Below are 21336 nucleotides of genomic sequence, written 5' to 3'. Positions count from 1 at the left end.
GTGGCGGCGCACCCTAGCGTGGCGCCTGTTATGAGGACATGACATGAACGCGCGGGTACTTGACGGCCAAATCATCACCAGCAGGCTCGACGACGTCAGGGCCTATGACGGTGTGCGCACGCGGCGCATCCTGGCCTTCATCATCGACTATTGCATCGTGGCGCTGCTCACCATTCCGTTCGCGATCCTGGTGGCCGTGCTTGGCCTTTTGACATTCGGTCTTGGCTGGGCGCTGTATTCCATCCTCGTGCCGGCGGTCGCCATTCTCTACATCTGGAACACGCTGGGCGGTCGCAACCAGGCCACATCAGGCATGAAGATGATGGGCATTCGGCTCGATCGTCTCGACGGCAGCCGTATCGACGGCCTCACCGCCGTTGTCCATTCGGTGCTGTTCTGGGCGAGCACGGTCATCCTGACGCCGCTCGTCCTCCTGGTGACGCTGTTTTCCGATCGCAAGCGCACACTGCACGACCTGCTGCTTGGCACGGTCGTCAGCCGCAGCGACCGTTGAACCGGCGTCCAACCGACGCCAACAGGCATTTGTGCGCAAATGTGAAGGGGTCCGTTCAACCCCGCCTTCACAATCCTGTTGAATTTTTCGCCAGCCAAGCCAAAGGTAGAGCGATTCGCAGGAGTGTTCCCAAGGTTCGATGACGCACCATCCGACCCAGTCGCCGCAGTTCTTCCTGACCGCGCCATCGCCGTGCCCGTATCTCGAGGGCCAGTTCGAACGCAAGGTGTTCACGCATCTGGTCGGCGACAAGGCGCCGGAGATGAACGATCTGTTGACGCAAGGCGGTTTCCGGCGCTCGCAGAACATCGCTTACCGTCCCGCCTGCGAGACCTGCCGCGCCTGCGTCTCGGTGCGTATCCTGGCGCAGGAGTTCACCGCCAGCCGCAACATGAAGCGGGTGATCCAGCGCAATTCCGATCTGATCGGCGCCATGCACGACGCGCAGCCGTCGACCGAGCAGTATTCGCTGTTTCGCGGCTATCTCGACGCTCGCCATCGCCGCGGCGGCATGTCCGACATGACGGTGCTCGACTACGCCATGATGGTCGAGGATACCCATGTCGACACCAAGGTGATCGAATACCGGCGCCGCGGCCCCGACACATTCATCACCGGCAAGGGCCAGGGCGAGCTGATCGCCGTGGCGCTGACCGACAAGATGGCCGATGGCCTGTCGATGGTCTATTCCTACTTCAATCCCGAGTTCGAGGACCGTTCGCTCGGCACCTTCATGATCCTCGACCATATCGCCCGCGCCCGGGCCATGGGCTTGCCCCATGTCTATCTCGGCTACTGGGTCAACGGCTCGCGCAAGATGAACTATAAAATGCGCTTCATGCCGCAGGAGCATCTCGGCCCGAAGGGCTGGGAACGCTACGACCACGAAGCGGTCACGCGCTGATTTTTCTTCTTACCAAATCCTGATCTAAACATTTTCAGCCGAGACGATGCTGGTCTTTCCGCCCGTTGGCGGGGCGATTGCGCCGACCGGCATCTGCTCAAATCATTGCGAAAGCCGTTGCATGTCCTCTCACAATGCCCACACCAAAGGACTTCTGCTCACCGCGCTTGGCGGGCTGGCGCTGACCATCGACATTCCCCTGATCCGGCTCGCCCATGGCGAAGCCTGGACGATCCTTTTGCTGCGCACCGGCTGCACCTTCGTGGCAGGGCTGATCGTATGGGCCATCTGGCGCTCGTTCAGCAAGAATGCTCCGCAGCTGATACCCGGCTGGTCGGGGCTCGTCGTCGCCACCCTCTACGGGCTCGGCGCAATCGCCTTCATCACTGCCGTCTACAACACCTCGACCGCCAATCTGGTTTTCATCCTGGCCTTCTCCACCATGTTCTCGGCGCTGCTGTCGTGGCTGTTCCTGAAGGAGCGACCACAGCCGCTGACGCTTGCGGCAATGGCGCTGATGATCGTCGGCATCGCGATCATCGTCGGCGATTCCGTCGGCACGGGAAATCTGTTCGGCGATGTGATGGCGCTGTGTTCGGCCTTGGCGATTGCCTGCGCCATCACCGTTTCACGCGCCAGCGGCAGGGATATGGGATTCACCGCGCTGACCGGCGTCCTGCTGCCGTTCGGGCTGGCGGCGCTCATGGTCTCCAAGACCGGTTTTCAGGTGGAGGCGCCATGGTGGATCGTTTTCAACGGCGCCGTCATCATGCCGTTCGCCTTCTTCTGCCTAGCCAACGGGCCGAAATACATTTCAGGCCCGGAAGTGGCGATGTTCTATCTCCTGGAAACGGTTCTGGCGCCGGTCTGGATATGGATGATCTTTGCCGAGACGCCGTCGCGCAACAGCTTGATCGGCGGCGTGATCCTGATCGTCACGCTGGTTGCCCATTCCCTGTGGCAGTTGCATGAAGGGCGCAAGCGCCGGGCAGCGCTCGCCGTCGCTTACCCAGCCTGACCTCTCTTCGCCGGGCCGGCGACAATCTCGATCTGCGGCGGCCCGCCTTCGAGCTCGGCCGCCGCGTCGGGAACGGTGTCTTCGGCCAGTTCCACCTCGCGCAGCCATTCGCGCCATATCGCCACCAGCAGCGCCATCAGCACGGGGCCGATGAACAGGCCGAGAAAGCCCATCGTCTTGACGCCGCCGATCAGGCCGAAAAAGGTGGGCAGGAAGGGCAATTTGATCGGTCCGCCGACCAGCTTCGGGCGCAAGGTCTTGTCGACGATAAACAGCTCCACCGCGCCCCAGATGAACAGCGCCAGGCCCGCCATCGGCGAGCCGCTGGCGGCGAGGTAGATCGACACAAGCGTAAACGACAGCGGCGCGCCGCCGGGGATCAGCGCCATCACGCCGGTCAATGCGCCCAGCGTCACCGGCGACGGCACCCCGGCCAGCCAGTAGGCGATGCCGAGCACCAGCCCCTCGCCGATGGCGATCACGGTCATGCCGGTAACGGTCGAGGAAATGGTCGCCGGCACGACGCGCGAAATCCGCTCCCAGCGCGTCGGCAGGATGCGTTCGCCGAGCCGGTCGATCTGGCTGGCAAAGTGTTCGCCGTCGCGGTAGGCGAAGAACAGCGCGATCATCATGAACAGCAGCGTCAGCAACAGGCCGAAGGCGCTGCCGCCGGCAGCCAGCACGCCGCGATAGATGCTGCCGATATTGGCGCCGCTGACCAGCTGGATCAGCTCGCCGATGCCGCCGGGATGGCCGAAATTGTCGATCCACTGTTCGTTCAGCCACTCGCCGACGACAGGCAGCGAGGTGATCCAGTGCGGTGTGACCGCGCCGTGCCTGTTGGTCTCGATCGCCCAGCCCACCCATTCGCGGACCTCGTTGATGGCGTAGGTGCCGGCGAGCGCTATCGGCACCACCAGGAAGGCGAGGATGAACAGGATGGCGAGCGTCGCGGCGACGGTGCGGTTACCGCCGACACCGGCAAGCAGCCGGCGGTAGAGCGGCCAGCTGGCAAAAGCAATGACGAGGGCTGCCAGCACGGGAAACAGGAACCCGTGGAAGAAATAGACGCCGGCGGCGACGATCAGCACCAACAGCCAGCGCGCAGCCGACAGCGGCGGAATGACGGCGGATCGCAACGGTGTCGACAGGCCGAACAGGCGCTGCTGACGTTCCGGCTTCTGGATCTTCGCTTCCTTCAAACGGTCAATTCTCCCCAGCCTACACAGCGTTTATGCACTGTTATAGTGCCGCAATCGTGACGATAGTCCAAATGCCTTGGGATCTCCCCCCTTGAGGGGGAGATGGCCGGCAGGCCAGAGGGGGTCGCCGCGCATGAAGCGCCAGCCTTCTCTGCCAGCGAAAGGGTGTCGTGTCAGGACGTACCGACCCCCTCTGTCGCCTTCGGCGACATCTCCCCCTCGAGGGGGGAGATCCCTACCCAAATTTCCCCGTCCGCGGGAATCCCTTCGGCACCATCCGTCCGGCCGACGCTCTCGCGCCGATCCATTCCGCCAGCTCCTCGCGCGACCTGACGAAGGTGCGGTCGGCGGAATCCTGCCAGGACAGGCCGCTCGCCAGCGTGAAGGGTTTCAGGTCGAGCAGACCGCCATCCTTGTATTTCTGCAGGCGAACGCCCTTGCCGCGGCCCATCTCGGGAATTTCGGAGAGCGCAAACACCAGCATCTTGCGGTTCTCGCCGACAATGGCGAGATGATCGCCTGACACGGGGACGCAGGCCTTGGCCTCGTCGGGCGCCTTGACGTTCATCACCTGCTTGCCCTTTCGGGTGTTGGCGACGACCTCCTCCTCCGGCACGACGAAACCATTGGCATCGTAGGAGACGAGCAACAGCTTGCGCTTCGGGTCGTGGACGAAGGCGGTGACGATGTCCTGGTCGTTGTCCATGTCGACGATGATGCGGATCGGTTCGCCATGGCCGCGGCCGCCCGGCAGCCGGTCGGCGCCGATGGTGTAGAATTTTCCGCCGGTGGTGAAGACCAGGATCTTGTCGGTGGTCTGGGCATGGAAGGCGAGCTTGAGGCTGTCGCCTTCCTTGAAGGTGAGCGTGGAATGGTCGGCCAGATGGCCTTTCATCGCCCGCAGCCAGCCCTTTTCCGAGACCACCACGGTGACCGGCTCGCGCTCGATCATGGCGTGCGCAATGTCGGTCAGATCATGCTCCGGCGCGTCGGCGAACTGGGTGCGGCGCTTGCCGAGTTCGGTCTCGGGGCCGAACTTGTCGCGAACCTGCGTGACTTCCCATTTGATCGTCGACCATTGCTTGGCGTCGGATGCGAGCAATGCCTCGATCTGCTTCTTCTCGGTGGTGAGACCGTCGAACTCCTTGCGGATCTCGAACTCTTCCAGCTTGCGCAGGGCCCGCAGCCGCATGTTGAGGATGGCTTCGGCCTGGGTGTCGGTGAGCGACCAACGGGCCATCATCACCTGCTTGGGCTCATCCTCCTCGCGGATGATCCTGATGACCTCGTCGATGTTGAGATAGGCGATCAGGTAGCCGGCAAGGATTTCCAGCCGCTTCTCGATCTCGCCAAGCCGATGCTTCGAGCGGCGGATCAGCACATCGCGCCGATGGTCGAGCCACTCCTTCAGCACGCCCTTCAGCGACAGGACGTTAGGCACCTTGCCCCGCGACAAAACGTTCATGTTGAGGGGAAACCGGCTTTCGAGCTCGGTCAGCTTGAACAGCGATTCCATCAGAATGCCGGGATCGACCGAACGGCTCTTCGGTACGAGCACAATGCGGACGTCCTCGGCGCTTTCATCCCTGACATCCTCAAGCAGCGGCAATTTGCGCGCGATCAAAAGCTCGGCGATCTTCTCGATCAGCCTGGCCTTCTGGATGCCGTAGGGGATTTCAGTGACGACGATGCTCCAGGTGCCCCTGCCCTGATCCTCCTGGCCCCATTTGGCGCGCACGCGAAAACCGCCGCGGCCGGTCTCATAGGCCTCCAGGATGGATGCGCGGCTGTCGACGATGATGCCGCCGGTCGGGAAATCCGGCCCCTGGACGAACTCCATCAGCTTTGTCACCGGCGCGTCCGGCTGCTCGATCAGCTGCAGCGCTGCGTTGCAAAGCTCGGCGGCATTGTGCGGCGGGATGGACGTGGCCATGCCAACCGCAATGCCGGAGGAACCGTTGGCGAGCAGATTCGGGAAGGCGCCGGGAAGCACTACGGGCTCCTCGTCCTCCTCGTTGTAGGTTGGCCGGAAATCGACGGCGTCCTCGGTGATGCCGGCAAGCAAATCGCTCGCCACCTCGGTCATGCGCGCCTCGGTATAGCGCATGGCGGCGGCGTTATCGCCGTCGATATTGCCGAAATTGCCCTGCCCGTCGACGAGGGGATAGCGCATGGAGAAATCCTGCGCCAGGCGCACCAGCGCGTCGTAGATCGACTGGTCGCCATGCGGATGGAACTTGCCCATCACGTCGCCGACGATGCGGGCGCATTTGGCAAAGCCCTGGTCGGGGTTGAGCCTGAGCAGCCGCATCGCATGCATGATGCGGCGATGCACAGGCTTCAGCCCGTCGCGCACGTCAGGCAGCGCCCGGTGCATGATGGTCGACAGCGCATAGGCGAGATAGCGCTCTTCCAGCGCCTTCTTCAGATCGACCGGTTCGATGTGGTCACCGCCGCCATTTTCAGGCGGCAAAATCCTTTTTCCCATGCGGCTGGACTAGCCGAGCGGGTGATTCGCGGCAAGGCGGGGCTGCGGAAATCCGCACTTTGCAGCCTTTGGGCTGACGAGGGCGGCTCAAGGTCCGACAATGGATGTGACGGACTTCATGTCCCCCCTTGCCGTCCCTGTGCAACAGCAGCGGTAGCAGTGCTGTTGCCAACCAACATCAATCTGTTACACGCCCTCTCTAAGGCAGGAGACGGTACGCAGGGGAGCCCGACCTTCATGACATATTCACCGCATCGGGCGAAGGCTCCCGCTCCGATTTGCCTTTCGCCGTGATTTTCGACAACTCTGCGGGAAAGCGCCTTTTTCCCGTCCAGTTCGTCACGGAATGGTGATGGCGTAGAATTGAGAAAACACTTTTTCAGGACTCTCTCAGGGAACTCGCGATGACAATCCAACGTTCGACACTCAAGAAACTTGCTTTTTCGACCTTTTTGCTGACGCTGCCGCTGAATGCCGCCTTTGCGCAAGACACGGCGGTTGCCGACCGACTGAAGGCCGCACTTGCCGTCCAGGGCGTCGATATCACCTGGACCGGCGTTACCGGCGACAATTCCAGCATGGTGCTGCAGGGCGTGTCGGTCAAACCGGCGGCCGAAAAGGAGGCGCTGCCGATCGGCGACGTCAAGCTCGAGGGCGTGACCGAAGCCAATGGCGGCTTCGATGTCGCGACCATCACGACTTCGGCCTTCGAGCACAGCAAGGACGGCGTCACGCTCAATCTCACCCCCTTCGTCATCCACGACGCCAACATCCCGGCTGAGGGCGCTACAGGCCCGCTCGGCTCGATGATGATCTACAAGTCGGCCGAACTCGAAAACCTGACGGTCAAGGTTGCCGACAAGACCGCCTTCTCGGTGGATGGGCTTGCTGTCCAGATCACGCCGCCGGCCGACGGCAAGGCGATGGAGTTTTCCGCCACCACGGAAAAGTTCAACGCCGACCTGACCCTGGTCGACGATGCGAAATCCAAGGAAGCCATCGAGGCCCTCGGCTACCAGAACATCTCGGGCAATATCGAAATCGGCGGCACCTGGCAGCCGAGCGACGGCAAGATGGACCTGTCGAAATACGACATCTCGGTCGAGAATGCCGGCACGCTCGGCATGACCTTCGGCCTCGGCGGCTACACGGTCGACTTCGTCAAGTCGCTGCAGGAGATGCAGAAGAAGATGGCGGCGCAGCCCGAAGGCGCCGACAATTCGGCGCAAGGCATGGCCCTGCTCGGCCTGTTGCAGCAGCTCTCCTTCAACAGCGCCTCGATCCGCTTCGACGACGATTCGCTCACCGGCAAGGTGCTTGAATATGTCGGCAAGCAGCAGGGCATGTCGGGCAAGGACATCGCCAACCAGGCCAAGGCGATCGTGCCGTTCGGCATGGCGCAGCTCAACAACCCCGAACTGACGGCCGAAGTGACGGCGGCGGTGAGCAAGTATCTCGACGATCCGAAGAGCCTCGAGATTTCGGCCGAGCCGCCGGCAGCGGTGCCGTTCGCGCTGATTATGGCCGGCGCCATGTCCAACCCGGCCGACCTGACCAAGACGCTCGGCGTCCACGTCAAGGCCAACGAAGACTGATCGAAGTTCGCTCCCTTCTCCCCGTCACTATACGGGGAGAAGGTGCCGGCAGGGGATGAGGGGCGGCGCCAACGCCTGCAAATTGTAGTTCGATGCTGAACCGATTGTCAGAAGGCGCCAACTGCTAAGGCCGTTCGCCAATCGCCTGCATGCGTGCTGCCCCTCATTGTCCTGCCGGACATTTCTCCCCGTATAGAGACGGGGAGAAAGGGCAGCTGCAACGCTGCTGTCAGTCCTTCTTCACTGCCGCGACACGCAGCGACAGATCACGCAACTGCTGCGGCGAGGCTTCCGAAGGCGCGTTCATCAACAAATCGTAGGCCTGCTGGTTCATCGGGAACATGGTGATCTCTCGCAGGTTCTTGGCGCCGACCAGCAGCATGACGACACGGTCGACGCCGGCCGCCATGCCGCCATGCGGCGGGGCGCCATACTGGAAGGCGCGGTAAAGGCCACCAAAGCGTTCTTCCACCGTGGCGCGGTCGAGGCCAACCGTCTCGAACGCCTTGACCATGGTTTCCGGCAAATGGTTGCGGATACCGCCAGAGGCGATCTCGAAGCCGTTGCAGACCATGTCGTACTGGAAGGCCTTGATGCCGAGCAGGTCGTCGCCGTTGAGCGCGTCGATACCGCCTTGCGGCATCGAGAACGGGTTGTGGGCGAAGTCGATCTTCTTCTCCTCCTCGCTCCATTCGAAGAACGGGAAGTCGACGATCCAGCACAATTCGAAGCGCTCGCGGTCGACAAGGTTCAGTTCTTCGCCGGCACGCGTACGCGCGGCACCGGCGAAGGTGACGAACTTCTTCGGATCGCCGGCGACGAAGAAGGCGGCGTCGCCATCGGCAAGGCCGAGCTGCTGACGGATCGCCTCGGTGCGCTCCTCGCCGATGTTCTTGGCCAGCGGACCGGCGCCTTCAAGCTTGTCGCCTTCCTTGCGCCAGAAGATGTAACCCAGTCCCGGCTGGCCCTCGCCCTGCGCCCACGAGTTCATGCGGTCGCAGAAGGCGCGGCTGCCGCCGGTCTTGGCCGGAATGCCCCACACTTCGGCCTTCGGATCGTTGGCCAGGATGTTGGCGAAGACCTTGAAGCCGGAATCGCGGAAATGGTCGGAGACGGCCTGCATCTCGATCGGGTTGCGCAGGTCCGGCTTGTCGGAGCCGTATTTGCGCATCGCGACATCGTACGGGATGCGCTGGAATGTCTGCGTCACCGGCTTGCCGTTTGCGAAAGTCTCGAAGACGCCCCGCATCACCGGTTCCATGGTCGACAGCACGTCGTCCTGCTCGACGAAGCTCATCTCGAGGTCAAGCTGGTAGAATTCACCGGGCAGACGGTCGGCGCGCGGATCCTCGTCGCGGAAGCAGGGCGCGATCTGGAAATAGCGGTCGAAGCCCGAAACCATGATCAGCTGCTTGTACTGTTGCGGCGCCTGCGGCAGCGCGTAGAAGGTGCCGGGATGGATGCGCGACGGCACCAGGAAGTCGCGTGCGCCTTCCGGCGAGGAAGCCGTCAGGATCGGCGTCGAGAACTCGGTGAAGCCGACATCGGTCATGCGCTTGCGCATCTCAGCGATGATCTTGGTGCGCGCCACGATGTTCCTGTGCAGCGTCTCGCGGCGCAGGTCGAGGAAGCGATACTTCAGGCGGATGTCTTCGGGATAGTCCGGCTCGCCGAACACCGGCAGCGGCAATTCCTTGGCTGCCGACAGCACCTCGATCTCGCGGGCAAAGATTTCGATCTCGCCGGTCGGTAAGTTGGCGTTGGTGGTGTCCGGCAGGCGCGCCTTGACCTCGCCGTCGACGCGGATCACCCATTCGCCACGCAGCGTCTCGGCGACCTTGAAGGCGGGCGAATCCGGATCGGCGACGATCTGGGTCAAGCCGTAATGGTCACGCAGATCGATGAACAGCAGGCCGCCATGGTCACGCACGCGATGCACCCAGCCCGACAGGCGGACGGAAGAGCCGACATCGCTCTTTCTCAACTGGGCACAGGTGTGGCTGCGGTAACGATGCATTGTCATGTCAAAAGTCCGGGGTGCTGGGTTGTGGGCCGAGCATCAAAGCCCGGTCCAAAATTTGCGCGAAAAGCGCATGGGAGGCCGGATTTGTCAAGGCAAGCCGGGTTTGGGTCGTCTCTCTATCCGCTCGTCAGCATGAAGTCTTTGCCAGGCTTGGCGCGTTGCCGCCAGAAGTGTTTCCCGCGACAGTGCAGTCATCGAATGATCTGGAGATACTTCATGCCAAAACCCACAGTCCCGCCGAGTGTCGGGCCACATAATGGCCGCGAATTGGAGCTGATGCTTCAGGGCGACAAATCAATGGCCTTGTTCGCGGCGGAACCGGGTATGGACGCCGACATATTGGCGATGCAGGCTTTGCACCGTTTGTCGACAAAGGCCGCATCCTGAAGTTCACCCAGATTGTTCCTAAAACCTCAGTGGAAGAGCGCTGATACTGCCTGCCGACAGAAGAATGACGCTGCAAACTGAGCTTGTTGATCTCCAGAACGTGCCGCAGCGGAGAGGCCTTTGACATCTTCACATCGAATGATCTGGCGAGGCTTGAAGGAGCCCTTCTCGGTCATTCAAAGGAAGATGTCGAAGTGTTCGTCGCCCATGCTGCGTCCCGGACTGCCCGCGCGCCGAGCTCCGTTTAAGCCAAATGGATTTCGGCGCCCTGGCGTTCGAAATCCGCGAGGATTGCGGCCGGCGCGGTCTTTTCGACCACGAGGTGACGGATCGCCTCTGGCCTGGCGACCCGGTAGGGTGCGGCTGTGGCCAGCTTGTCGTTGGTTACAGCGATGACGATGCCTGCGCTGTTCTTGGCCATGGCCCGCTTTACCTCGGCCTCAGCCGAATCGAAGGCCGTGACGCCGCGCGACGCATCGAGACCGCAGGATCCGAGAACAAACAAGTCCGCGCCAAGTTGCCCGACAGCTGCAAGCGTGTCGGCGCCGACGCAGGCGCCGAGATGGCGGTCGAACCGCCCGCCCAGCACAATCAGTTCGACCAAAGCGTGGTCTGACAGGACGGAGGCAATTTCGAGCGAATTGGTGGCGACGGTCAGATCTATGTCGCGCGGGATGGCCCTGGCGATCGCGGCATTGGTCGAGCCGCTGTCGATGAACAGGGTCTGTCCGCGCGAAAGCAGTGCCACGGTTGCGCGGGCCAGCCGCGTCTTTTCTTCGACGGCATGACTGGCGCGCAGGCCGACAGTCGTCGATGCGAAGGGTGCGGGCGCGACCGCACCGCCATAGACGCGGCGGCATTGCCCGGCCTTGGCGAGTTCCCTGAGGTCGCGGCGAACCGTGTCCTCCGAAACGCCGAAGCGGCTTGCCAGCTCGCCGGCCAGTACCCGGCCCTCGACGGCGAGGCGATCGCGAATGATTTGATGCCGCTCATCGGTCAGCATTGTATGATCCTGTTTTCTTTTTGCACGTTCTTGCACGATTTGCATGTTTGTGCAAGATAAGAGAATATCAACCACAATCGCCGGCTCTCTTCCCCGAAAGCATCGTCATGACCTTTGGCCTCCGCCTCGCTCCGCAACACCGGGTCTACGCCGGCTTTGCGATCTATTCGTTCGCCATGGGCCAAATCTTCCCGCGGCTGCCCGACATCAAGCATGCCATGGGCATAGGAGACGGCACGCTCGGGCTCAGCCTGATCGGGACGCCGATCGGCACCTTGACCGCGCTGACGCTGGCGGCGCCGATCCTGGAGCGCGTCGGCTTCCGCCGCGCGCTGCTCGGGCTGGTGCCGCTCTTGTCGGTTGTCTTTGCCATTGCCGTGCATGCGCCTGGGCCGCTTGCGCTGTTCCTGATGCTGTTTCCGGTCGGCCTGATGATCGGCAGCGTCGAGATCATTCTCAATGTCGAGGCCGACAGAACCGAATTCCTGCTCAAGCGCCGGATCATGAACCGGGCGCATTCGTTCTGGAGCATCGGCTTTTTCGGCGCCGGCCTGTTCGGCGCCGCGCTTGCGCATCTCGGCATTTCGCCGCAACTGCACCTGGCGATTGTCGTACCGATGGTGGCGACAGGAATCGCGCTGTTTCTCGGCGGTTACGAACCGGCGCCGAGCCGCTTCGCCGGCAATGACGAGACGGCGCCAACGCTGGCGCGGCCGACGCTGCCGATCCTCGTCCTCGTCGCGGTGACACTGTCGGCGATGCTGATGGAAGGCGCCAGCATCGACTGGTCGGCAATCTACATGCGCACCGTGTTCGATGCGGGCCCTTTCGTCGCCGGCTTCACCGTGGCGCTGTTTGCATTCTCGCAAGCGAGCACGCGCTTCTTTGCCGACTCCTTTGTCGACCGCCACTCGCCGAGCGTCGTGGCGCGGGTGCTGCTGGCGACGATGGCGGTCGGCGTGCTGCTCGTCTTCTTCTCGCCTGCCCCGCTCGTATCGATGCTGGGCTTTGCGCTACTTGGCATCGGCAGCAGCGCGATCTTTCCGCTGGCGATCTCGGCGGCGGCCCAACGCACGGACCGCTCCGCGGCAATCAATGTCGCGGCGCTGTCGCAGATCTCCTTCGTCGCCTTCCTGCTCGGCCCGCCATTGCTCGGCTTCGTCTCCGACCATTGGGGCATTCGCTCGGCCTTCGGTATCGGCATCCCCTTCATCATGCTCAGCCTGCTGACCGCCGGCTCGCTTGGCCGAAGGGCTGCCCGGGGCAAGCCTGCGCCAGCGAGCGAAGCTTTGGCGAGGGCCGACGGAGCTTGAACGGCCGCACTTGAAGCCACACACCTGTTGGCGGCGGGACAAGCCACTGGCATTGGCCACACCGATAGTTCAGAACTGTGGAGCCACCTAAGCAACGGTTCCGTATGTCCTCCATCCGCCCGCTGATCCCGCTCCTCATCGCCGCCGGCATCCTGCTTGGCGGCAACGGGCTGCAGGGCACGCTGATCGCGCTGCGCGGCGCGCAGGAAGGATTTTCGGCCTCCGACATCGGCCTGATGGGCACGTTCTATTTCGCCGGCTTCCTGTTGGGGTGCTTGGCCGTCACCCGTATCCTCAAGGCAGTCGGCCATGTCCGGACGTTTTCAGCGCTCGCCGCCATCGCCGCTGCCAGTACGCTGCTCCTGGTGCTGGTGATCGACCCGGTGATGTGGTGCGCGGTGCGCTTTGCCGGCGGTTTCTGCTTTGCCGGCCTGTTCACCGTCATGGAAGCCTGGCTGAACTCCGGCGTCGAAAACAAGGATCGTGCGCGGGTGCTCGCCGTCTACCGCATGGTCGATATCGGCTCGGTAACCGGCGCGCAGTTCCTGATCCCGATCTTCGGCCCCGGCGGCTTTGCCATCTTCGCCATCATGTCGATGATGATCACGCTGTCGCTGGTTCCGGTGTCGCTCGGCGACCGCTCCAACCCGACGCCGCCGGAAGACGTCAAGCTCGATCTCGCCCGCGTCTGGCGGATTTCGCCGCTCGGCTGCTTCGGCTGCATCTGCGTCGGCGTCACCAACAGCGCCTTCCGCACGCTGTCGCCGGTCTATGCCGAGCAGATCGGCATGTCGGTGGCCGATGTCGTCACCTTCGTCAGCGTCGGCATCTTCGGCGGCGCCCTCATCCAGTATCCGCTGGGCTACCTCTCCGACCGCTGGGATCGGCGCGCGGTGCTTTTGGCCACGACATGCGGCGCCATGTTCGCCGCGCTGGCGCTGGTCTTCGTCGCCGGCGCCGATCCGACCCTCAATTTGATCATCGTCTTCATCTTCGGCAGCTTCGCCATGCCGCTCTATTCGCTATCGGCGGCGCATTCCAACGACCGCGCCGACAAGGGCGAGTTCGTGCTGATCAACGCCGCCTTGATGCTGTTCTATTCCTTCGGCGCCATTGGTGGCCCCTTCGCGGCGTCCGCAGTGATGCAACATTTCGGACCGGGCGCCCTGTTTGTCTTCAGCGCAGTCGTCTACGCCACCCTCATCGCCGTCATTCTCTACCGCATGCAGGTGCGCGGCAGCGTGCCGGCGGGCAAGCGCAGCCGCTTCACAGCGCTGCTGCGCACATCGACTGTGTTCGCGCGGCTGGCGCGCAGGAATGGCGATTCCGACGGATCGGCGGATACTTGACCGACGGGCGGCTTGACGAAAGCGCCCACGGCTGAAATTGAAAGAGAACCTTACCCGTTACTAAAAAGCGATTTGATGCACGTCATCACCACCCAAAATGAGCTCGAGTCCGTTCTCGCCGCTTTTGAAAAGTCGGATTTCGTCACCGTCGACACCGAATTCATCCGCGAAACGACATTCTGGCCGATTCTGTGCCTGATCCAGATGGCGGCGCCAGGCGTCACCGCGCTGATCGACCCGCTGGCGCCCGACATCAACCTCGCCCCATTCTTCCGGCTGATGGCCAATGAAGCGGTGGTCAAGGTTTTCCATGCCGCGCGCCAGGACATTGAAATCATCGTCCATCTCGGCGATCTGGTGCCGCATCCGGTGTTCGACACCCAGGTCGCGGCCATGGTCTGCGGCTTCGGCGACAGCGTCTCCTACGATCAGCTGGTGCAGCGCATCACCGGCGCACGGCTCGACAAATCCTCGCGTTTCACCGACTGGCGCCACCGGCCGCTGTCGGACAAGCAGCTCGACTATGCGCTGGCCGACGTCACCCATCTGATCGACGTCTACAAGCATCTCAGCGCCGAACTGGAGCGGGAAAACCGCGCCCATTGGCTGAACGAGGAAATGGAGGTGCTGACTTCGCGCGAAACCTACGATCCGCACCCCGAAGACGCCTGGAAGCGGCTGAAGATGCGGCTGCGCAAGCCCCAGGAGCTGGCGATCGTGCAGGCGGTGGCGGCATGGCGCGAACGCGAGGCGCGTGAGCGTGACGTGCCGCGCGGCCGGGTGCTCAAGGACGACGCCATATACGAGGTCGCCCAGCAGGCGCCGCGCGATGCGGCAGCCCTTGGCAAGCTGCGCACGACGCCGAAAGGCTGGGAGCGTTCGTCGACGGCTACCGCATTGCTTGGCGCGGTCAACACGGCGCTCGCTTTGCCCCGCGAAGAGATGCCGAAGCTGCCCAAGAGCTTTCAGCCGCCCGAGGGCTCCAATGCCGCCTCCGAGCTGTTGAAAGTGCTGTTGCGGATCGTCGCCGAGAAGGAAGGCGTCGCCTCGAAAGTGCTGGCGTCCAGCGACGACATCGACCGCATCGCCGCCGAGGGCGAGGATGCCGACGTGCCGGCCCTGCAGGGCTGGCGACGCGCCGTGTTCGGCGAAGCCGCACTGAAGCTGGTGCGCGGCGAAATCGGCATCAAGTTCGACAAGCGCAAGATCGCGGTGTTCGATTTGTAGACCCCCCCCCCCCCCCCGGGCGCGGAGCGACCCTCCCCACGAGGGGGAGGGTAAACGACTGCCCTACACCGCTCCGAGCAGGTGTAGCGCGAACCAGATCCATGCCAACAAGAGAATGATCGCGCCGACGTAGAAGGCGCGGCTGCGAAACCGCAGATTGTTGCTGGTGAGGTGGACCCAGGCGTGGCCATAGCGGGAAATCACGAAAATCCACATCAACGCCAGGGTCAGATAATTGACGCCATTGGTCGCGTGCAGCGCCAGGCACAGCACATAGAACAGCACCGGCAGTTCGAACTGGTTGATGAGATTGTTGGCAACCGTGACGCTCGACCCGGGCTCGGTCGTGCGCACCTTGTATTGACCGACCTTGGCCTCGCCCGATTTGACCGCGCCGTAGCGGCGCCGGCCCATCACGACATAGACGATATAGACGAGCAACACCTGCGCCAGCATCGGCCAGAAAATCGCGGTCTGGCTCATGGCGTTGCCCCTGCTCTGTCGTTCATGCCTGTGGACGCCGCTGGGCGGCAAGGATCAAAAACGCGATGACGATGACGGGGATCGCCAGCAGCGCGAATTTGGTGACGATCAGCGACGAGGCGAAAGACAGAGAATCCGGGTTGGCCGACAGCGCATCGGACAGAAGCCGCGCCACCGCAATGTTCTGGGCGTAGTCGGCGCACGTGTAGGGCAGCACGATGACCAGCGCGAACAGTGCCTGAAGCTGCACCGGCATGGCACGAAAACTCTTCAGCCGCCGCCCGGTTGCCAGGATCAGGCTGACCATGGTCAGCGACAGCAGCGCCGGGAAGAGAAGGTCGAAAGTCAAATAGTGCCAGACCAGGATGATCTCGCTGCCGCGCCGGCCGAGTGCCGTCAGCCAGGCCATGCCCTCGTCGGGCGTGAACCCGCCAAGGCGCACGTCGAGCGACGGCAGGCCACCGCTCAGCCGGCGGAAATAGAAGAATTCCAGCAGCGTCATGATGATGAAAACCGCCGCGGCGGCAAAGCACAGCGCGCCGGCATGGCGCGCCAGCCGCAGCACGATCGTCGCCTGGTGGCGCCAGAGCATGTACCGCTCTGGCTGCCGGTCAGGCTCCGCCAGGATAGTTCGGGCTTTCGCGGGTAATCGTGACGTCATGGGCGTGGCTTTCACGAAGTCCGGCGTTGGATATGCGCACAAAGGTGGCGCGTTCGCGAAAATCGGCAAGGTCGCGGCCACCGACATAACCCATAGCGGCTTTTAGCCCGCCCGCAAGCTGGTGCAGCACGCCAGACACAGGTCCCTTGTAGGGCACCTGCCCTTCAATGCCTTCCGGGACCAGTTTCAGCGTGTCGCGAACCTCGGCCTGGAAGTAGCGATCGGCCGAGCCGCGCGCCATGGCGCCGACAGAGCCCATGCCGCGATAGGCCTTGAAGGAGCGGCCCTGATGCAGATAGACCTCGCCCGGGCTTTCGTCGGTGCCGGCCAGCAGCGAACCGATCATGGCCGCACTGGCGCCGGCGGCAAGCGCCTTGGCCAGGTCACCCGAATATTTGATGCCGCCGTCGGCGACGACCGACACGCCTGATCTATGCGCCGTCTCGACCGCCGACATGATCGCCGAAAGCTGCGGCACGCCGACGCCGGCGACGATGCGCGTGGTGCAGATCGAGCCCGGGCCGATGCCGACCTTGACGGCATCGGCGCCGGCGTCGATCAGCGCCTGCGTGCCTTCGGCGGTGGCGACGTTGCCGGCCAGGATGCGGACGGAATTGGAAAGCTTCTTGGCCCGCGTCACCGCATCGAGCACGCGCTGCGAATGGCCATGCGCGGTGTCGATGACCAGGAGGTCGACACCGGCATCGATCAACCGCTCGGCGCGCTCGAAGCCGTCATCGCCGACGCTGGTGGCTGCCGCCGCCCGCAGGCGCCCCTGCGCATCCTTGGTGGCGTGCGGGTTGAGCTGCGACTTCTCGATGTCCTTGACGGTGATCAGGCCGACACAATTGCCGGACTTGTCCACGACGACGAGCTTTTCGATGCGGTGCTGATGCAGCAGCCGCTTGGCCTCGTCCTGGTCGACATTCTCCTTGACCGTGATCAGGTTCTCACGGGTCATCAATTCGTAGACTTTCTGCCCCGGATCGGAGGCGAAGCGCACGTCGCGGTTGGTCAGGATGCCGACGAGGCGGCCGATCTTCTGGCCGCCGGTCCCGCCATTCTCGACCACCGGAATGCCCGAGATGGAATAGGTGCGCATCAGCGCCAGCGCGTCGGCCAGGGTGGCGTCGGGGCCGATGGTGACCGGATTGATGACCATGCCCGATTCGAACTTCTTGACCTGACGCACCTGCTCGGCCTGTTCGGCCGGCGAGAAATTGCGGTGGATGACGCCGATGCCGCCGGCCTGCGCCATGGCGATGGCGAGCCTCGCCTCGGTGACGGTGTCCATGGCGGCCGACAGGATCGGCACGTTGAGGTCGATGTCGGTGGCGATGCGGGTGCGGATGTCGGTCTCACCGGGCATGACCTCGGAATGACCGGGCTGCAACAGCACGTCGTCAAAGGTCAGCGCCAGCGCGCCGGTGGACGTTTCGATGATTTTTGCCATGGCCAGTCCTCGGATACGAAAAGCGCCGGGAGAATACAAAAAAGCGCTGGACCGAAATGGACAGCGCCGACTCGTTTCTTCCCTTTCAGGATTGGCGCTGGCTGGTAACACGTCGCGGCGTGGTTGAAAAGCCGGTCGTGGCCTATTCGGCGGACTTGCCCAACAGGGCATCGAGCAAGACATGGCGCGGTGACGCGAAAGGATTGACGACCGTTACGCCGCCCCAGGTGAAGCCGTCCTGCAGATCTTCCGACAGCAGCAGCCGGCAACCGGTTTGCGAGGCAACAGACAGGATGGTCGCATCCCAGATGCCGAAATGGTGATCGGTCGCAAGATCAGCCGCGACCGTCATCACCTCCGGCGTCGTGCCGACAACCGGAAACGCGTCGCGCCAGCTCAACAGGGCGTCGCGCGCTTGTGCACGTGATCGTCCGGCCTTGCGTGTGAGAACGGTGAACAATTCGCCGAGCACTTGGACTGGAATGACGGCTGCCTCTTGCGCAATGTCGTGCAGCAGGCCGAAAACGATGTCGCGCTTCTCGGCTCCGTTGATCCCCTCGGCATAAACAAGGATGTTGGTATCGAGCGCGACCTTCACCGCTCGTCCTCGTAAAGCTCGTCGCGGCTCCAGCGCCCGGCTTCTACAACAGGCTGGCGTTCGAGGCGCGACAGCAGCGCTGTGCGCGAACGAGACGCCGCAGGGTCGGGCTGCCCTGCAGGCACGATCCGCGCCACGGGACGCCCATGGCTGGTCACGACATAGCTCTGTCCTTCGCGGACACCGCGCAGGAGGAGCGAGAATTTGCGGTTGGCGTCGGCTGCGGAAACGGCTTCTTCCATGGCATTGTCCATATAGTAGTTATATTCACTACAGCATAGTGAACCCGGTCAATTTTCGCAAGTTCATTCAATGTGACGAAACGCAGCGACGCCTCTTGTCCGCCCACGGTCGCACAAAAGTGACAGCAAATTAATGCGACATCGCGCCTGAGGCGTGATAACCGCCGGTTCGTATCGCTTGCCCCGCCTTTTCATTGCCTGGATTGGCCGGCACGCAATTTTGGCCAATTCGGACGCGTTCGTTGAACCGCATCATTCCGCTCATTCTGGCGGTCGCCTTGTTCATGGAAAACATGGATTCGACCGTCATTGCGACATCGCTGCCGGCGATCGCCGTCGACATCCACACCAGCCCGATCGCGCTCAAGCTGGCGCTGACCGCCTATCTGGTGTCGCTGGCCATCTTCATTCCGATCAGCGGCTGGATGGCCGACCGGTTTGGCGCCAAGACCATTTTTCGCGCCGCGATCGGCGTGTTCATCGTCGGCTCGGTCTGCTGCGCCGTCTCCAACTCGCTGCCGGCCTTTGTCGTCTCGCGCTTCCTGCAAGGCATAGGCGGCGCCATGATGACGCCGGTCGGCCGGCTGGTCCTGGTGCGCGCGACGCCGAAGAGCGAGCTGGTTGCCGCCATGTCGTGGCTGACGGTGCCGGCGCTGGTCGGACCGCTCGTCGGACCACCGATCGGCGGCTTCATCACCACTTATTTCACCTGGCACTGGATCTTTCTGATCAACGTGCCGATCGGCCTGATCGGCATCTGGCTGGCGACGCGCTTCCTGCCGCAAACCGACTCGATGGAGACGCCGCCGCTCGATTTCGTCGGTTTCGTGCTGAGCGGGCTGGCGGCCTCCGGCGTCGTCTTTGGCCTGTCGGTGGTCAGCCTGCCCTATCTGCCGCCGGCGACCGGCCTCATCACCATGGCGGTCGGGCTGATTTCCGGCGTGCTCTATCTGCTGCATGCGCGGCGCGCCAAGAACCCGCTGCTGGCGCTGGAACTGTTCCGCAACCAGGTGTTCCGCTCCTCGGTGCTCGGCGGCTCGCTGTTTCGCATCGGCATCGGCGCGGTGCCGTTCCTGTTGCCCCTGATGTTCCAGATCGGCTTCGGGCTGACGCCGTTCCAGTCGGGCATGATCACCTTCGTCTCGGCCATCGGCGCCATTGGCATGAAATTCGTTACCGCGCTGATCTTCCGGCTTGCGGGGTTCCGCCGGGTGCTGATCTGGGGCTCGCTGATCGCCGCGGCATCGATCGCCATATACGGCCTGTTCACGCCGGAGACGCCTTACGCGCTGATGCTGGCGATATTGCTGGTCGGCGGCTTCATCCGCTCGATGTTCTTCACCGGCGTCAACGCGCTCTCCTATGCCGAGGTGTCGGCCGAAGACACCAGCAAGGCAACGCCGATCACGGCGGTGTTCCAGCAGTTGTCGATCGCGCTCGGCGTGGCGCTGGCCGGCGGCATCCTGGAAGTCTCGACCTCGATCCATGGCGGCCCGCTGATGCTCGGCGATTTCCACATTGCCTTCTTCATCGTGGCGGTAGTGTCAGCGGCGGCGTCGGTATCGTTCATGCGGCTGGCGCCGGATGCCGGCAACGCCGTGTCGGGTCATGGCCGGATGACGACGCCGAAGACACTGGAGCCGGTGAGCACGGCTGGGAAGTAAGGGGCGGCGCGACGAAAATCGTCGACGTCGGCGATCCTTCACACCCCCCCCTCTGGCCTGCCGGCCATCTCCCCCGCAAGGGGGGAGATCGGATATCACGCGGCTTTCGCCAATCTTGCAACTTTGAAGGAATGGCGAGGCGGTCGCAGCTGCCAATCTCCCCCCTTGCGGGCGAGATGTCCGGCAGGACAGAGGGACGGAACGCTACGAAGCGTCTTTCACGCCGTGCCGTCTCTGCCCTTAAAATTCTTCGCCAGCAAATACAGTTCCACCGACTCATCCCGCGACGCCGGCGGCTTCACGTGGTGCACCGAGCGGAAGTTCTTCTTGAGCATCGACAGCAGCTCGTCTTCGGCGCCGCCTTGAAACGTCTTGGCCAAAAAGTGCCCGCCCGGCTTCAGCACCGACAGCGCGAAATCGGCGGCCACCTCGCACAGATGCATGGTGCGGATGTGGTCGGTTCGCTTGTGGCCGGTGGTCGGCGCGGCCATGTCGGACAACACGATATCGGGGTCGCCGCCCAGCGCCTCGGCGAGCTTTTGCGGCGCTTCCGGGTCGAGGAAATCCATCAGCAGCACCGGCGCACCCGGCACCGCATCCATTTCGAGATAGTCGATGCCGATGACATGTGGATTATCAGCCGTCGATTTCGTCCTCGCGGCCGCCACCTGGCACCAGCCGCCGGGGGCCGCACCGAGATCGATGACCTTCATGCCGGGTTTCAGCAGATGATGCTTGTCATCGATCTCGATCAGCTTGTAGGCCGCGCGCGAGCGATAGCCGTCGGCCTTGGAGCGCTGGACATAGGGATCATTGATGTGGCGCTGCAGCCAGCGGCGCGACGATTCCTTCAGGCCGCTCTTCTTCTTGATCCGCGTCTTGAGGACACGAATGCTGGCGGAGCCCGGCTTTTCCGGCTTCTTGGTCATGACGTTATTTCTTGTTTGAGTTTTTGCGCTGGCCGAGTTGCCGCCGTTTTTCGGCGGCTTCGCGTTTCGCGAAGGGCTTCCCCCACTCCGTCGCCGCTTCGCGGCGCCACCTCTCCCCCCTCCGGAGGGAGAGGAAAGGCGCCGGTCTGCATAAGTTCGCGCCCTTCCTCTACCCCGTCGATCGGGGGAGAGGTGTCGAGGGCAGGGCGACCGGGGGGGGGGGGGGCGGTGCCCAAAGAAAAAAGGGTGATGATAAGGCCCCCCCCCCCGTGCGCCCGGCCCC

Annotated in this window: 18 protein-coding genes; 8 read left to right on the top strand and 10 right to left on the bottom strand. The window is 63.2% G+C overall.

The annotated features are described in order from the left end of the window. The first annotated feature begins 43 nt into the window (after positions 1-43). From NKJ18_RS16250 to NKJ18_RS16240, 3 genes are all read left to right on the top strand, one after another. The gene (locus tag NKJ18_RS16250; RefSeq protein WP_352758825.1) at positions 44-514 is read left to right on the top strand and encodes an RDD family protein; all 471 of its coding nucleotides are present in this window, start codon (positions 44-46) and stop codon (positions 512-514) included. 139 nt (positions 515-653) lie between these two features. Continuing rightward, a complete protein-coding gene (locus tag NKJ18_RS16245; RefSeq protein WP_023682417.1) occupies positions 654-1418 on the top strand; it encodes an arginyltransferase in 765 nt (254 codons plus the stop codon). A gap of 121 nt (positions 1419-1539) precedes the next feature. Next, positions 1540-2436 carry a DMT family transporter gene (locus NKJ18_RS16240; RefSeq protein WP_023829426.1) on the top strand — a complete coding sequence of 299 codons (897 nt, stop codon included), beginning with the start codon at positions 1540-1542 and terminating at the stop codon, positions 2434-2436. Here the strand turns inward: NKJ18_RS16240 and NKJ18_RS16235 are convergent. Together NKJ18_RS16235 and parC are read right to left on the bottom strand one after the other, a co-directional pair. After that, complete coding sequence (locus tag NKJ18_RS16235) at positions 2424-3638, bottom strand: AI-2E family transporter (RefSeq protein ID WP_023831598.1); 1215 nt, start codon at positions 3636-3638, stop codon at positions 2424-2426. The two genes, NKJ18_RS16240 and NKJ18_RS16235, sit on opposite strands and share 13 nt — an antisense overlap. A 235-nt stretch (positions 3639-3873) precedes the next feature. Next, entirely contained in the window at positions 3874-6126 is a 2253-nt protein-coding gene (gene parC, locus NKJ18_RS16230; protein WP_023694915.1) for a DNA topoisomerase IV subunit A, read from the bottom strand. A gap of 404 nt (positions 6127-6530) precedes the next feature. On the opposite strand from parC, the gene NKJ18_RS16225 reads away from it, so the two are divergent. Next, complete coding sequence (locus tag NKJ18_RS16225; protein WP_023697470.1) at positions 6531-7721, top strand: aq_1923 C-terminal domain; 1191 nt, start codon at positions 6531-6533, stop codon at positions 7719-7721. A 229-nt stretch (positions 7722-7950) separates the two neighbouring features. Here the strand turns inward: NKJ18_RS16225 and aspS are convergent, their stop codons facing one another. Together aspS and NKJ18_RS16215 are read right to left on the bottom strand one after the other, a co-directional pair. Then, positions 7951-9738 carry an aspartate--tRNA ligase gene (aspS, locus tag NKJ18_RS16220; protein WP_023682421.1) on the bottom strand — a complete coding sequence of 596 codons (1788 nt, stop codon included), beginning with the start codon at positions 9736-9738 and terminating at the stop codon, positions 7951-7953. 637 nt (positions 9739-10375) lie between these two features. Next, positions 10376-11134, bottom strand: a complete 759-nt coding sequence (locus tag NKJ18_RS16215) for a DeoR/GlpR family DNA-binding transcription regulator (RefSeq protein ID WP_023715384.1) — start codon at positions 11132-11134, stop codon at positions 10376-10378. Positions 11135-11241: 107 nt separating this feature from the next. On the opposite strand from NKJ18_RS16215, the gene NKJ18_RS16210 reads away from it, so the two are divergent. From NKJ18_RS16210 to rnd, 3 genes are all read left to right on the top strand, one after another. Continuing rightward, positions 11242-12447, top strand: a complete 1206-nt coding sequence (locus NKJ18_RS16210) for an MFS transporter (RefSeq protein WP_023673029.1) — start codon at positions 11242-11244, stop codon at positions 12445-12447. A gap of 104 nt (positions 12448-12551) precedes the next feature. Further along, complete coding sequence (locus tag NKJ18_RS16205; RefSeq protein ID WP_023673030.1) at positions 12552-13796, top strand: MFS transporter; 1245 nt, start codon at positions 12552-12554, stop codon at positions 13794-13796. A gap of 75 nt (positions 13797-13871) precedes the next feature. Next, the gene (gene rnd, locus NKJ18_RS16200; RefSeq protein WP_023673031.1) at positions 13872-15023 is read left to right on the top strand and encodes a ribonuclease D; all 1152 of its coding nucleotides are present in this window, start codon (positions 13872-13874) and stop codon (positions 15021-15023) included. A gap of 63 nt (positions 15024-15086) precedes the next feature. Here the strand turns inward: rnd and NKJ18_RS16195 are convergent, their stop codons facing one another. The 5 genes from NKJ18_RS16195 to NKJ18_RS16175 all read right to left on the bottom strand — a co-directional run bounded on the left by NKJ18_RS16195 (position 15087) and on the right by NKJ18_RS16175 (position 18460). After that, positions 15087-15506, bottom strand: a complete 420-nt coding sequence (locus NKJ18_RS16195) for an MAPEG family protein (RefSeq protein WP_023673032.1) — start codon at positions 15504-15506, stop codon at positions 15087-15089. A gap of 22 nt (positions 15507-15528) precedes the next feature. After that, positions 15529-16098, bottom strand: a complete 570-nt coding sequence (locus NKJ18_RS16190) for a hypothetical protein (protein WP_023673033.1) — start codon at positions 16096-16098, stop codon at positions 15529-15531. A 19-nt stretch (positions 16099-16117) separates the two neighbouring features. Continuing rightward, entirely contained in the window at positions 16118-17620 is a 1503-nt protein-coding gene (guaB, locus tag NKJ18_RS16185; RefSeq protein ID WP_023673034.1) for an IMP dehydrogenase, read from the bottom strand. Positions 17621-17762: 142 nt separating this feature from the next. Next, complete coding sequence (locus NKJ18_RS16180) at positions 17763-18218, bottom strand: PIN domain-containing protein (RefSeq protein WP_023673035.1); 456 nt, start codon at positions 18216-18218, stop codon at positions 17763-17765. After that, a complete protein-coding gene (locus NKJ18_RS16175) occupies positions 18215-18460 on the bottom strand; it encodes a type II toxin-antitoxin system Phd/YefM family antitoxin (RefSeq protein ID WP_023673036.1) in 246 nt (81 codons plus the stop codon). The genes NKJ18_RS16180 and NKJ18_RS16175 overlap by 4 nt, the downstream gene beginning before the upstream one ends. Before the next feature lie 242 nt (positions 18461-18702). Here NKJ18_RS16175 and NKJ18_RS16170 point away from each other — a divergent pair, with 242 nt between their 5' ends. Continuing rightward, positions 18703-20124, top strand: a complete 1422-nt coding sequence (locus NKJ18_RS16170) for an MFS transporter (protein ID WP_352758821.1) — start codon at positions 18703-18705, stop codon at positions 20122-20124. Positions 20125-20342: 218 nt separating this feature from the next. On the opposite strand, the gene NKJ18_RS16165 is transcribed toward NKJ18_RS16170, so the two are convergent. Continuing rightward, entirely contained in the window at positions 20343-21053 is a 711-nt protein-coding gene (locus tag NKJ18_RS16165) for an RlmE family RNA methyltransferase (protein WP_352758819.1), read from the bottom strand. Positions 21054-21336 lie beyond the last annotated feature (283 nt).

It is taken from the genome of Mesorhizobium sp. M0217 (assembly GCF_040321955.1).
Classification (GTDB): domain Bacteria; phylum Pseudomonadota; class Alphaproteobacteria; order Rhizobiales; family Rhizobiaceae; genus Mesorhizobium.
Note: the sequence above shows the minus strand (reverse complement) of the source record. Positions and strands in the feature narration are given on the sequence as shown.

What these genes read in the sequence shown, in the direction of transcription:
- NKJ18_RS16205 (WP_023673030.1), top strand. Translation starts at nt 12,552, where the DNA reads ATGTCCTCCATCCGCCCGCTGATCCCGCTCCTCATCGCCGCCGGCATC.
- NKJ18_RS16225 (WP_023697470.1), top strand. Translation starts at nt 6,531, where the DNA reads ATGACAATCCAACGTTCGACACTCAAGAAACTTGCTTTTTCGACCTTT.
- NKJ18_RS16190 (WP_023673033.1), bottom strand. Translation starts at nt 16,098, where the DNA reads ATGCTCTGGCGCCACCAGGCGACGATCGTGCTGCGGCTGGCGCGCCAT.
- rnd (WP_023673031.1), top strand. Translation starts at nt 13,872, where the DNA reads ATGCACGTCATCACCACCCAAAATGAGCTCGAGTCCGTTCTCGCCGCT.
- NKJ18_RS16240 (WP_023829426.1), top strand. Translation starts at nt 1,540, where the DNA reads ATGTCCTCTCACAATGCCCACACCAAAGGACTTCTGCTCACCGCGCTT.
- NKJ18_RS16250 (WP_352758825.1), top strand. Translation starts at nt 44, where the DNA reads ATGAACGCGCGGGTACTTGACGGCCAAATCATCACCAGCAGGCTCGAC.
- NKJ18_RS16215 (WP_023715384.1), bottom strand. Translation starts at nt 11,134, where the DNA reads ATGCTGACCGATGAGCGGCATCAAATCATTCGCGATCGCCTCGCCGTC.
- parC (WP_023694915.1), bottom strand. Translation starts at nt 6,126, where the DNA reads ATGGGAAAAAGGATTTTGCCGCCTGAAAATGGCGGCGGTGACCACATC.
- guaB (WP_023673034.1), bottom strand. Translation starts at nt 17,620, where the DNA reads ATGGCAAAAATCATCGAAACGTCCACCGGCGCGCTGGCGCTGACCTTT.
- NKJ18_RS16210 (WP_023673029.1), top strand. Translation starts at nt 11,242, where the DNA reads ATGACCTTTGGCCTCCGCCTCGCTCCGCAACACCGGGTCTACGCCGGC.
- aspS (WP_023682421.1), bottom strand. Translation starts at nt 9,738, where the DNA reads ATGCATCGTTACCGCAGCCACACCTGTGCCCAGTTGAGAAAGAGCGAT.
- NKJ18_RS16245 (WP_023682417.1), top strand. Translation starts at nt 654, where the DNA reads ATGACGCACCATCCGACCCAGTCGCCGCAGTTCTTCCTGACCGCGCCA.
- NKJ18_RS16165 (WP_352758819.1), bottom strand. Translation starts at nt 21,053, where the DNA reads ATGACCAAGAAGCCGGAAAAGCCGGGCTCCGCCAGCATTCGTGTCCTC.
- NKJ18_RS16175 (WP_023673036.1), bottom strand. Translation starts at nt 18,460, where the DNA reads ATGGAAGAAGCCGTTTCCGCAGCCGACGCCAACCGCAAATTCTCGCTC.
- NKJ18_RS16195 (WP_023673032.1), bottom strand. Translation starts at nt 15,506, where the DNA reads ATGAGCCAGACCGCGATTTTCTGGCCGATGCTGGCGCAGGTGTTGCTC.